Raw genomic sequence first — 12,087 nt, forward strand, 5'->3', positions numbered from 1 at the left:
TTTTGATCTTGACCTTAAAAAACAAGATCAAAAGATCGCAGCCTTCGGCAGCTCCTACGAGGGTCGTACAGCTCCCCTCTTGTCGCACAACAAGAATAAGGAACCGTCATGTTCGATATCAGCACGTTCCCCAAAGCCGATGCCGTCCGCCGGGCTGCGCAATTGAGTCAGGATGACTATCGGCGCCTGTACCGCGAATCCATTGAACACCCCAGCACCTTCTGGGCCGAACAGGCCACGCGGTTCCTCGACTGGAGCACGCCGTGGCAGACCGTTCAGCGCTACGACCTGAAAACCGGTGAAGCCGCCTGGTTTGTCGGTGCGAAGCTGAACGTCAGTTACAACTGCATCGACCGCCATCTGGACAAGCGCGGAGATCAGACCGCCCTGCTCTGGGAGGGCGACGACCCGGCAGAATCAGCGCAAATCACTTATAAAAAACTCCATCACCACGTCTGCCGCCTGGCCAACGTGCTGAAAAGCCGTGGTGTGAAGAAAGGCGACCGGGTGTGCATCTACATGCCAATGATCCCCGAGGCCGCATATGCCATGCTTGCCTGTTCGCGGATCGGCGCAATCCATTCGGTGGTGTTTGGCGGTTTCTCCCCCGATTCCCTGCGTGACCGCATCCTTGATGCTGACTGCCGCACGGTGATCACCGCCGATGAAGGCGTGCGCGGTGGCAAGTTCGTGCCGCTGAAGCAGAACGTCGATAAAGCCCTGCAAAGTTGCCCCGACGTCAGTACTGTCGTGGTGGTCGAACGCACCCAGGGCAAAGTCGATTGGGTCGAGGGTCGCGACCTCTGGTATCACCAGGCCGTGCGCGAGGTCAGCGACGATTGCCCACCGGAGCCGATGGACGCCGAAGACCCGCTGTTCATCCTCTACACCTCCGGCAGCACCGGCAAACCCAAAGGCGTGCTGCACACCACCGGCGGCTACCTGCTGCAAGCGGCGATGACCTTCAAGTACGTGCTCGATTACCGCGACGGCGAAGTGTTCTGGTGCACCGCTGACGTCGGCTGGGTTACCGGCCACAGCTACATCGTCTACGGCCCGCTGGTCAATGGTGCGACCACGCTGATGTTCGAAGGCGTGCCGAGCTATCCGAGCAGTTCACGTTTCTGGCAGGTGATCGACAAACACAAAGTCAACATCTTCTACACCGCGCCGACCGCCCTGCGCGCGTTGATGCGTGAAGGTGCCGAACCGTTGAAGGAAACCTCGCGCGCCAGCCTCAGATTACTCGGCAGCGTCGGTGAGCCGATCAACCCGGAAGCGTGGGAATGGTATTTCAATGTCGTCGGAGAACAGCGCTGCCCCATCGTCGACACTTGGTGGCAGACCGAAACCGGCGGCATCATGCTCAGCCCGCTGGTCAGCGCCCAGCGAATCAAGCCTGGCTGCGCCACGCAACCGATGTTCGGCGTGCAACCGGTGCTGCTCGATGAGCACGGCAAGGAAATCAAAGGCGCCGGCAGTGGCGTGCTGGCGATCAAGTCGAGTTGGCCAGCGCAGATCCGCAGCGTCTATGGCGACCCGCAGCGCATGGTCGACACCTATTTCAAACCCTACCCCGGCTACTACTTCACCGGCGACGGCGCACGCCGCGATGAGGACGGCGATTACTGGATAACCGGGCGCATCGATGACGTGATCAACGTCTCCGGCCACCGCATCGGTACCGCCGAAGTGGAAAGCGCACTGGTATTGCACGACAGCATCGCCGAGGCCGCCGTGGTTGGTTACCCCCACGACGTCAAAGGTCAGGGCATCTACGCCTTCGTCACACCCATGAACGGCACCGAACCCAATGACGAGTTGAAGAAAGAATTGCTGGCCCACGTCAGCAAGGAAATCGGCAGCTTCGCCAAACCGGATCTGATCCAGTGGGCGCCGGCCTTGCCGAAAACCCGTTCAGGCAAGATCATGCGGCGCATCTTGCGCAAGATCGCCTGCAACGAACTCGACAGCCTCGGTGATACCTCGACCCTGGCCGATCCGAGTGTGGTGCAAGGCCTGATCGACAAGCGCCTCAATCAGTAACACCCCGGGCGCGGTCCATCGGCCGCGCCCTCCCTTCTTCACTGAGTGTTCATGGAATTCATCCGCAGCCGTATCGAACAGCAACTCATGAGCCTGACCGGGCTGTCGCTCGGTCAGCTCGACCTGGAAAACCCCAAGGGCGATCCCGGCCTGTTCGGCCCGGATTCGATCAGCTGGCAGGTGCACGGCGATTTCAGCAGCATGTTGATCGGCGGCATCAGCGCGCTGTTGCTGCAAGCTTTGCATCCGCTGGCACTGGCCGGGGTCTGGGATCATTCGAACTTTCGTGAAGACATGCTCGGGCGCTTGCGGCGTACCAGTCAGTTCGTCTCCGGCACTACGTTTGGCTCAAGAAAAGACGCCGACTGGCTGATCGAGAAAGTGCGCACCATTCACCTGCAAGTGGTCGGCACCGCGCCGGACGGACGACCTTACGCGGCCAGCGATCCGGATTTGCTGACCTGGGTGCATGTGGCGGAAGTCAGCAACTTTCTTGCCGCGCATTTGCGCTATCGCAACCCGCAGTTGTCAGGCATGGATCAGGATCGCTATTACGCGGAAATCGCCGTGGTGGCTGAACGTTTGGGCGCGCGGGATGTGCCGAAATCGCGGCAAGCCGTGGCTGATTATCTGCAACGCATGCGCCCGCAGTTGCTGTGCGACGAGCGCAGCCGCGAAGTCTTGCGCCTGCTGCTCGACGCGCCGGCGCCGAGTGTTCTGGCCCGGCCGTTTGGCGATCTGATGATGAAGGCCGGTATCGACCTGTTGCCGGACTGGGCCAGCGACATGCTTGATGTGCGACAGAGTTCGCTGCAACGGCAACTGATTCGCGCCAGCGTCCGGCGCAGCGCACCGATGCTGCGCTGGGCGATGCGCAATGGTTCGGTGCAACGGGCTAAACGACGAATGGGTTTGCTGACCTAAAAGCTTCGCGAGCAGGCTCGCTCCCACATTTGGAATGCATTCCCATGTGGGAGCGAGCCTGCTCGCGAAGGGCGCAACTCGATTGCCCGCCAAGCTGCTAAACTCCCGCGCCCCAATTCTCACCAGCAAGGCGCCCGCATGTCTTCCTTGAATCAGGCGCTGCGCGCCGCCCTCGATCAACGCCAGGACTTGCTCGCTGAGCTGCACAGCCAGGGCACCGATTGCTATCGGCTGTTCCACGGCAGCCAGGAAGGCGCCGGCGGCCTGACCATCGACCGCTACGGCCCGCAACTGCTGGTGCAAAGCTTTCACCAGACGCTGGAGCGTGACGACCTGCTGCAACTGCACGCCATGGTTAATCAGAGCCTGGGGATGGAAACCTTGCTGGTTTACAACGACCGTTCCCGTGGCAACTCGCGCATCGACCGGGAAGACAGCGTCTACAAAGCTGAAGACGCGGCACTGGCCGATCTGGTCGGCCACGAATGGGGCCTCAACTACCGGGTGCGCGGACGCCATGCTGGACAGGATCCGCTGCTGTTCCTCGACCTGCGCAACACCCGTGGCTGGGTCAAGGATCACGCCCAAGGCAAATCCGTGCTCAACCTATTCGCCTACACCTGCGGCGTTGGCCTCAGTGCGGCCGCAGGTGGCGCGCGCGAAGTGTGCAACCTGGATTTCGCCGAGGGTAATCTGGCGGTCGGTCGCGAAAACGGTCTGCTCAATCCGCAGTTGCCCGAGATGCAGTTCATTCAGTCCGATTACTTTCCGGCGATCCGGCAACTCGCCGGTCTGCCAATCAGTCAGCGCCGGGGACAGAAACTGCCGAGCTACCAGCGCCTTGATCAGCGCCAATATGATCTGGTCCTGCTCGACCCGCCCGCCTGGGCCAAGAGCGCATTCGGCACCGTCGACCTGCTGCGCGACTATCAGAGCCTGCTCAAACCGGCCCTGCTGACCACCGCCGACAATGGCGTGTTGATCTGCTGCAACAATCTGGCGAAAGTCAGCATGGACGACTGGCGCGAGCAAGTGCTGCGCTGCGCCGAGAAGGCCGGGCGACCGGTGCGTGAGTGGAGCGTGATGACCCCAGGCGCCGACTTCCCGTCGATGGATCAGCAACCGCCGCTGAAAACCCTGATCCTCCAGCTATAAACAACCCTGTGGGAGCTGGCTTGCCAGCGATTGCGGTGGGTCAGTCAACAAAGTTGTCGACTGGTATTGCCTCATCGCTGGCAAGCCAGCTCCCACAGGGGTTCTGTGTTTTGAGACAAATCTGAACAATCCTGCCCCACGCGAGGTACTTCGGAACCAGAATCGCGTGCCATACTCCAAGGCACTCCGATTCAGACAGATGAAGCCGCACATGCCCAAAGGATTGATTCGCGCGATTGGCGCCTTGTTGACTGCTCTGGCCCTCTATAGCCTGCTGGGGTTTCTGATTTTGCCGGGCATCGCCCTGCGTGTGGCCAATCAACAACTGGCCAATTACGCAACGGTGCCTGCGCATATCCAGCGTATCGAGCTCAACCCGTTCAGCCTTGAAGTTACCTTGTGGGGACTGGTGATCGGCGAGCCGGGCAAGGAGCAGGTCGGTTTCGATCGCCTGTACGCCGACCTGCAAATCGACAGTCTGTGGACCAAAGCTCTGCATCTGGCGAACATCGAGCTGGACAAGCCAAAGACCGAAATCCTTTTCGCCAAAGACGGCAAGCTCAACCTGCTCGGCCTGTTCAATGTGCCGGCCAGCGAGCCGACACCGGCCGACCCGGACGCCAAGCCCTTCCCGCTGCGCATCGACAACATCAAACTGGCCGGCGGCGTCGTGCACTTTGAGGACGTGCGCCCCAGCGAACCCATCGAGTTTCTCTACGATGACCTCAGCTTCGAGCTGAAAAACCTCAGCACCCTGCCCGAAGACAGCGCCGACATGACCCTGGTCGCCATCGGCCCCGCCGGTGGCCGGATCGATTGGAGCGGCAATTTCAGCCTGATCCCGTTCACTTCCGAAGGCACCCTGAAAGTCACCGACGGCAAGATGAAAGCGTTCTGGCCCTACGTGCGTGACTCGGTACCTCTGGTACTCGAAGATGGTGTAATTAGCCTCAGCAGCGAATACAAACTCAATCTGTCGAAAGAAACCGAACTGCAGTTGAACAATGTCGCAGTGAGCATCGCGCCATTCGCCATCAAGGCTCCGGACGGGCGGCCACTGGCGAAACTTGAACGCCTCGACGTCAGCGAGACCTCGGTGGATCTGGCCAAACAACAAGTCGTAGTCGGCAAGATCCGCAGCAACAAACTGGAAACCTGGGCGGCGCTCGAAGCCGACGGCCAACTCGACTGGCAGAAACTGTTTGCCAGCCAGCCATCGAAACCGGCTGCCAAAGCGGCTGCCGAACCGGCGAACACACCGGCAGCTGCCGACTCGCCGAAAACCCCACCGGCGCCGAGCAAACCGTGGCAGGTGCTGCTCAAAGACGTGCAATTGCGCAATTACACCGTGCATCTGGCCGACCGCTCGGCCAAACCGGCAGTAGCACTGGACATCACCCCGCTGAATGTCGATCTGCAGGATTTCGACAGCCTCAACGGCTCGCCCTTCAAGCTCAAGCTCGATAGCGGCGTGGGCAAACAAGGCAAGATCACGGCTGACGGCACGGTCAATCTCGCCCCGGTCAACGCCCAGCTCAATGTAAAAACCCAGGACATCGACCTGCGCGTCGCGCAGTCCTACATCAACCCGTTCATTCGCCTGGAACTGCGCAGCGGCATGCTCGGCAGTGATCTCAAGGTCAATCTCAAGAGCACCGAGCCGCTGGCCCTAAGCGTCACCGGGCGCGCGCAGATCGATCAACTGCACACCCTCGACACCCTGAAAACCCGCGATTTCCTCAAGTGGCAGCAGGTGGTGGTCGAAGGCTTGAACTATCAGCACGGCGACAGCCTGTCGATTGACAAGGTCAACCTGTTCCAGCCTTATGTGCGGTTCATGATCAACGACGATCGCACCACCAACATCGACGACCTGCTGATCCCGCAACCGGCCGACAGTGGCGCGAAAAGCACCGCAGCGAAACCGGCCAGCAACGAGAAACCGCTGGGCATTCACATCGGCGGCATCGCCATCAACGACGGTTCGGCCAACTTCGCCGACTTCAGCCTGACGCCGAACTTCGCCACCGCCGTGCAGCAGCTCAACGGCCAGATCGGCACCATCGACAGCCGTCAGGCGAAACCGGCCAGCGTCGACATCAAAGGCAAGGTCGATCGCTATGCTCCAGTGACCATCAAGGGCGCGGTCAATCCGTTCGACCCGATGGCCAGCCTCGACATCGCCACCAGTTTCAAACGCGTCGAGCTGACCACGTTGACGCCCTACTCCGGCAAATTCGCCGGTTACCGCATCCGCAAGGGCCGGCTCAACCTCGACCTGCATTACCTGATTACCAAGGGCCAGCTAAAAGCCGAAAACAAAGTGGTGGTCGAGCAATTGCAGCTCGGTGAGAAAGTCGACAGCCCGGATGCTGTGAGCCTGCCACTGAAACTGGCGATTGCCTTGCTCAAGGACGTCGACGGCAAGATCTCCATCGAGTTGCCGGTGACCGGCGACTTGAACAACCCGCAATTCAGCGTGATGCCGATTGTCTGGCAGACCCTGCGCAATCTCATCGTCAAAGCCGCTGCCGCACCCTTCAAAATGATTGGCGGGCTGATCAGTGGTGGCAGTTCGCAAGACCTTGGCACCGTGTCGTTTGCTCCGGGTTCCAGCGAGTTGAGCAAGGATGCCGAAGCGGCGCTGATCAAACTGTCTCAAGCGCTGAAGGAGCGTCCGGCACTGCGTCTGGAGATCGAAGGCACTGCCGCCAAAAGCAGTGACGGCCCGTTACTCGCCGAGCAACGTCTGGAACGTGAATACCAGTACAACTACTACAAGATGCTCCAACGTCGCGGCGATAAAGTCCCGGCCCAAGCTTCGTTGCTGCAAGTGCCAGACAGCGAAAAAGGTCCACTGCTCGAAGGCATTTACCGCACCCGTCTGAAAACCCAGCCGCCAGCCGAATGGAAGGATCTGGGCAAGGAAGAACGCACGGCGAAGATGCGTGAAGGCGTGATCCAGTTCTGGAGTGGCAGCGATGTGCTGCTGCGTCAGTTGGGTCAGGACCGTGCCAGCAGCATCAAGGATTATCTGGTCGATAAAGGCCAACTGGCAGACGACCGCGTGTACTTCATCGACGCCAACCTGGGCGAGGCCGAAAGCGATGGCCGCGTGGTCACGCAAATGCATCTGGACGCCGAATGATGAAACTAAAGTGGCTGGCCTTGCTCGCAATGACGCTCGCGGCCAGTCACGCCTCGGCGTCCGATACGCTGCGCTGCGGCAGTCAATTGATCAGCCTTGGCGACCGGCCCAGCGAAGTCCTGCAAAAGTGTGGTGAGCCGGTCAGCCGTGATGTCTTGGGTTACAAGCGCAGCGCCAACCGCCGCGAGGAGTTTCAGGTCGAGGAGTGGACCTACGGCCCGAGCAACGGTATGTACCAATACCTGCGCTTCGAAGGCAATCGCCTGCGGCAGATCAACAGCAAACGCGGTAACTGACCCGAAACCGATCCCCCCTGTAGGAGTGAGCCTGCTCGCGATAGCGGTGTGTCAGTCAACACATTAATCGGCTGATACACCGCTATCGCGAGCAGGCTCACTCCTACAGTTGTTTTGTGGTGCCATTTGATTCTTTCGTCCCTGAAATAGAACAGGCCCCGACACAAGTGCCGGGGCCCGTAATGGTCACCTCCGTGTGACCGTTCGCATGAACTCTAAAGTTGCGGCAGACGTATTGCTCGGCCCGTCTGTCGCGTCTTCTCCCGGTCCAGGCGAGAAGTCATGCCTTACTCGGCTTTCAGGCCGTCAGCGGAGACCGCTTTAACGCCTTTGATTTTCTTGGCGATCGCAACAGCAACGTCTTTCTGCGATTCAGTTACAGCAGTAGTCGACGAAAGCGATACAACGCCTTTGTTGGTTTCTACTTTGATGTCAGTACCTGGAATGCCTTTTTCGGTGACCAGGTCAGCTTTGACTTTGGTAGTGATCCAAGTGTCGGAAGTAGCTTCTTTAGCCTGGGTGACTTCACCGGCAGCCAGAGTCATTGGAGCCTGGGTAGCCTGAGTGGATTGTGCGAATGCACCGGAAGCCATGGTCAGGGTCAGCGCGGTAGCAGCAGCGGCAGTGATAGCGAACTTCTTCATACGAGTAACTCCTGTTTTTCTGGAAAGTCTGCTGGTTGTCTTGTCAGCAGGGTTACCAAGGTAGTTGCGAACGCTGTGCCAACTTTTTCGAACGAACAATATTCTTAATAATCAATAACTTACAGATATCACCAATTTCCGAAATCATGCAATTTGCATGAACTGGCCAATGTTCGCATGCAAGTTGCGGTTTTTGGGAAAGTTCCTAAGACGCTGAAATTATTGAAGCTTTTTAGAAGTGTGAACCAAGAAAAATGCCCCGCATTGCGGGGCATTTGGCAGTCCATCAACAACTCAGGTACCGCTGGCAGTACATCCTTTTGGCGAATAGTCCGGTGCAACGGTCGTACCGCAAGTCCATACGCCCGCACCGGTTCCGGAGGAACGAGTAAGCGTGATGGTTTTATCCAGCACCGGACCTGGCGCATTTTTAATCGTGCAGACGATCGAACCTGCACCCGAAGATGCGGTACCTGTTGCAGACACTGAGCAGTTGGAGGTTAAAACAGTTGCACTGCCAGCCACGTTTGTATTGGTAGGATCGGTGCCCTGATTGATCACATCCTCAAACGGCACTTTCATCGCACTGATTTCCGCCAGCCCCGCCGTCACCTTCGACCGCGCCTGATACTTGGAATACTGCGGCAAGGCGATGGTCGCCAGAATCCCGATGATTGCCACCACGATCAGCAGTTCGATCAGCGTAAACCCTTGTTGTTTTTTCATAGACACGCTCCATGCATGAGTCGAAATCTCATGATCTGAAAGTGACGCAGCATAGGCCATGCCAATGCCTTCAAGACCCGCCCATTGGGGCGCGAAGCGCTTGCAACGCCAATTCCTACAACCTGCAACCGCACTATCTGACACTTTTTGTCACCTGCACCCGCCGTGTTTGGCGCTGTCACTTGACTAGGCTATAAGTCATGAACGGCAAGCGTGCGGAATCCCCATGAATGACATCGCTCTGAGCGGTCTGGCCAAGCAATTGGTCCAGGCCGAACTGCTCACGGAAAAAAGCGCCCAGCAAGCTTGGCAACAGGCCCAACGCAATCGTCTGTCGCTGGTCAGCTATCTGGTGCAGAACAAACTGGTCAAGAGCTCACAGGTCGCCGAGATCGCCTCCGAGCATTTCGGCATGGCCTTGCTTGATCTCAACTGCCTGGACAAGGAAACCCAGCCCAAAGGCCTGGTCAGCGAAAAACTCGTGCGTCAGCATCACGCCATGCCCTTGTGGCGTCGCGGCAACAAGCTGTTCGTGGGCATTTCCGACCCGAGCAATCATCAAGCAATCAACGACATCCAGTTCAGTACCGGGCTGAGCACCGAAGCCATTCTGGTCGAGGACGACAAACTTACCGATGCCATCGAGAAATTCTTCGACACCCACACCAGCGGTCTGGAGGACATGGCCGATGTCGATCTCGACGGGGTCGATGTCGAATCCGTCGACGACAGCAAGCAGGACGCCATCGGCGGGCTCGACGCCGACGATGCGCCGGTGGTGCGCTTCGTGCACAAGATGTTGCTGGATGCGATCAAGAGTGGCTCTTCCGACTTGCACTTCGAGCCTTACGAAAAAAACTACCGGGTGCGGGTGCGCACCGACGGCATCCTGCGCGAGGTTGCCAAACCGCCGATTCAATTGGCCGGGCGCATCGCCGCACGCCTGAAAGTCATGGCCAGCCTGGATATTTCGGAACGGCGCAAACCTCAGGACGGGCGGATCAAGATGCGCCTGTCGAAAAGCAAGTCGATCGATTTCCGGGTCAACACGCTGCCGACCCTGTGGGGCGAAAAAGTGGTGATCCGGATTCTCGACCCGTCCAGCGCGCAGATCGGTATCGACGCGCTCGGCTATGAGCCAGAGCAGAAAGACCTGTACATGGCCGCACTCAAGCAGCCACAGGGCATGATTCTGGTCACCGGGCCGACCGGTTCGGGTAAAACCGTTTCGCTGTATACCGGCCTGAACATCCTCAACACCGTCGACATCAATATCTCCACCGCCGAAGACCCGGTGGAAATCAACATGGAAGGCATCAACCAGGTCAACGTCAATCCCAAGCAAGGGCTCGACTTTGCCCAGGCACTGCGCTCGTTTCTGCGTCAGGACCCGGACGTGATCATGGTCGGCGAGATTCGTGATCTGGAAACTGCCGAGATTGCGATCAAGGCTGCGCAGACCGGTCACCTGGTGCTCTCGACCCTGCACACCAACAGCGCTGCGGAAACCCTGACGCGCCTGCACAACATGGGTATTCCCGGTTTCAACATCGCTACCTCGGTCAGCCTGATCATCGCCCAGCGCCTGGCGCGCAAACTGTGCAGCCACTGCAAAAAAGCCATCGAGATCCCGCGCGAAACCTTACTCAAGGAAGGCTTCCCCGAGGAACGCATCGGCCATTTCACGATCTACGAGCCGGTCGGTTGCGATCACTGCAACGGCGGTTACAAAGGACGCGTGGGGATTTATGAAGTGGTGAAAAACACACCGGAGCTGCAACGCTTGATCATGGCCGAAGGCAATTCGCTGGAAATCGACCTGCAGATGCGCCGCGACGGCTTCGACGACCTGCGCACCTCCGGACTGCACAAGGCCATGCAAGGCATCACCAGTCTTGAAGAAATCAACCGGGTCACCAAGGACTGAACATGGCGGTCAAGGCAGCAAAAATCAGTATTTATGCCTGGGAAGGCACGGACAGAAAAGGCAGCAAAGTCACCGGTGAATTGAGCGGACAGAACCCGGCGCTGATCAAGGCACAATTGCGTAAACAGGGGATCAATCCCGGCAAGGTGCGCAAGAAATCCGCGTCATTGTTGAGCTTTGGCAAACGCATCAAGGCCCGGGACATTGCCCTGTTCACCCGGCAGATGGCGACCATGATGAAAGCCGGCGTACCGCTGTTGCAGTCGTTCGACATTATTGGCGAAGGCTTTGATAACCCGGCCATGCGCAAACTGGTGGACGACGTGAAACAGGAGGTCGCGGCCGGTAACAGCTTCGCCGCAGCCCTGCGCAAGAAACCGCAGTATTTCGACGAGTTGTATTGCAACCTGGTCGATGCCGGCGAACAGTCCGGCGCCCTCGACACCTTGCTCGAACGCGTCGCGACCTATAAGGAAAAAAGCGAAAGCCTCAAAGCCAAGATCAAGAAAGCCATGACCTATCCCACCGCCGTGGTGCTGGTCGCGGCTGTTGTCACCGGGATTCTGCTGGTCAAAGTAGTGCCACAATTTCAGTCAGTGTTTTCCGGTTTCGGCGCCGAACTGCCGGCGTTCACCCTGATGGTGATCAGCCTGTCGGAATTCATGCAGCAATGGTGGTGGGCCATTCTCGCTGCGCTGGTCGCGGCCATTTTCGGCACCCGCCACGCGCTGAAAACCTCCCAGGCACTGCGCGATCGCAAAGACACTTGGCTGCTGAAACTGCCACTGGTGGGCACGCTGATGTACAAGTCCGCCGTGGCGCGATTCGCTCGAACCTTGTCCACCACGTTTGCCGCCGGTGTGCCGTTGGTCGAAGCGCTTGACTCGGTGGCCGGCGCCACCGGCAACGTGGTCTTCAAGCGAGCCGTGCTGCGCATTCGCCAGGACGTGTCCACCGGTATGCAGCTGAATTTCTCGATGCGCAGCACCGGGGTCTTTCCCAGCATGGCCGTGCAAATGACCGCGATTGGCGAAGAGTCCGGCGCCCTGGATGACATGCTCGACAAGGTTGCGGGCTTTTACGAGGAAGAAGTGGATAACATGGTCGACAACCTCACCAGCCTCATGGAGCCGTTCATCATGGTCGTGCTGGGGGTAATCGTCGGCGGGCTGGTGGTGGCCATGTACCTGCCGATCTTCCAACTCGGCTCAGCGATCTGAC

At 58.7% G+C, this 12,087-nt stretch carries 9 protein-coding genes; 7 read left to right on the forward strand and 2 right to left on the reverse strand.

Annotated elements, in window-relative coordinates:
* Positions 1-108 precede the first annotated feature (108 nt).
* From acs to ACOYXH_RS20990, 5 genes are all read left to right on the forward strand, one after another.
* A complete protein-coding gene (gene acs, locus ACOYXH_RS20970; protein ID WP_460066044.1) occupies positions 109-2,046 on the forward strand; it encodes an acetate--CoA ligase in 1,938 nt (645 codons plus the stop codon).
* Between the two features lie 51 nt (positions 2,047-2,097).
* Positions 2,098-2,970, forward strand: coding sequence for an oxygenase MpaB family protein (locus tag ACOYXH_RS20975; RefSeq protein ID WP_460066046.1), 873 nt, complete (start codon positions 2,098-2,100; stop codon positions 2,968-2,970).
* A 138-nt stretch (positions 2,971-3,108) separates the two neighbouring features.
* Positions 3,109-4,125 (forward strand): class I SAM-dependent rRNA methyltransferase, encoded by a 1,017-nt coding sequence (locus ACOYXH_RS20980; protein WP_095048677.1) that lies wholly within the window; start codon positions 3,109-3,111, stop codon positions 4,123-4,125.
* A gap of 199 nt (positions 4,126-4,324) precedes the next feature.
* Positions 4,325-7,273, forward strand: coding sequence for a DUF748 domain-containing protein (locus ACOYXH_RS20985; protein WP_320413508.1), 2,949 nt, complete (start codon positions 4,325-4,327; stop codon positions 7,271-7,273).
* Complete coding sequence (locus tag ACOYXH_RS20990; protein WP_095125451.1) at positions 7,273-7,569, forward strand: DUF2845 domain-containing protein; 297 nt, start codon at positions 7,273-7,275, stop codon at positions 7,567-7,569. The genes ACOYXH_RS20985 and ACOYXH_RS20990 overlap by 1 nt, the downstream gene beginning before the upstream one ends.
* A 287-nt stretch (positions 7,570-7,856) precedes the next feature.
* Here the strand turns inward: ACOYXH_RS20990 and ACOYXH_RS20995 are convergent, their stop codons facing one another.
* Together ACOYXH_RS20995 and ACOYXH_RS21000 are read right to left on the reverse strand one after the other, a co-directional pair.
* The gene (locus tag ACOYXH_RS20995; RefSeq protein ID WP_047600285.1) at positions 7,857-8,213 is read right to left on the reverse strand and encodes a BON domain-containing protein; all 357 of its coding nucleotides are present in this window, start codon (positions 8,211-8,213) and stop codon (positions 7,857-7,859) included.
* 294 nt (positions 8,214-8,507) lie between these two features.
* A complete protein-coding gene (locus tag ACOYXH_RS21000; RefSeq protein WP_095048680.1) occupies positions 8,508-8,939 on the reverse strand; it encodes a pilin in 432 nt (143 codons plus the stop codon).
* Between the two features lie 226 nt (positions 8,940-9,165).
* Here ACOYXH_RS21000 and pilB point away from each other — a divergent pair, with 226 nt between their 5' ends.
* Both pilB and ACOYXH_RS21010 read left to right on the forward strand, forming a co-directional pair.
* Positions 9,166-10,866, forward strand: a complete 1,701-nt coding sequence (gene pilB / locus ACOYXH_RS21005) for a type IV-A pilus assembly ATPase PilB (RefSeq protein WP_095048681.1) — start codon at positions 9,166-9,168, stop codon at positions 10,864-10,866.
* A 2-nt stretch (positions 10,867-10,868) separates the two neighbouring features.
* Positions 10,869-12,086: a type II secretion system F family protein gene (locus tag ACOYXH_RS21010; RefSeq protein ID WP_093434875.1), complete on the forward strand. Its 1,218-nt coding sequence runs from the start codon at positions 10,869-10,871 to the stop codon at positions 12,084-12,086.
* Position 12,087 lies beyond the last annotated feature (1 nt).

The organism is Pseudomonas sp. Mb7, from assembly GCF_054790525.1.

Excerpts from the sequence above, each read along its gene's own strand:
- ACOYXH_RS21010 (WP_093434875.1), top strand. The coding sequence starts at position 10,869 with ATGGCGGTCAAGGCAGCAAAAATCAGTATTTATGCCTGGGAAGGCACG.
- ACOYXH_RS20985 (WP_320413508.1), top strand. The coding sequence starts at position 4,325 with ATGAAGCCGCACATGCCCAAAGGATTGATTCGCGCGATTGGCGCCTTG.
- acs (WP_460066044.1), top strand. The coding sequence starts at position 109 with ATGTTCGATATCAGCACGTTCCCCAAAGCCGATGCCGTCCGCCGGGCT.
- ACOYXH_RS20995 (WP_047600285.1), bottom strand. The coding sequence starts at position 8,213 with ATGAAGAAGTTCGCTATCACTGCCGCTGCTGCTACCGCGCTGACCCTG.
- ACOYXH_RS21000 (WP_095048680.1), bottom strand. The coding sequence starts at position 8,939 with ATGAAAAAACAACAAGGGTTTACGCTGATCGAACTGCTGATCGTGGTG.
- pilB (WP_095048681.1), top strand. The coding sequence starts at position 9,166 with ATGAATGACATCGCTCTGAGCGGTCTGGCCAAGCAATTGGTCCAGGCC.
- ACOYXH_RS20975 (WP_460066046.1), top strand. The coding sequence starts at position 2,098 with ATGGAATTCATCCGCAGCCGTATCGAACAGCAACTCATGAGCCTGACC.
- ACOYXH_RS20980 (WP_095048677.1), top strand. The coding sequence starts at position 3,109 with ATGTCTTCCTTGAATCAGGCGCTGCGCGCCGCCCTCGATCAACGCCAG.
- ACOYXH_RS20990 (WP_095125451.1), top strand. The coding sequence starts at position 7,273 with ATGAAACTAAAGTGGCTGGCCTTGCTCGCAATGACGCTCGCGGCCAGT.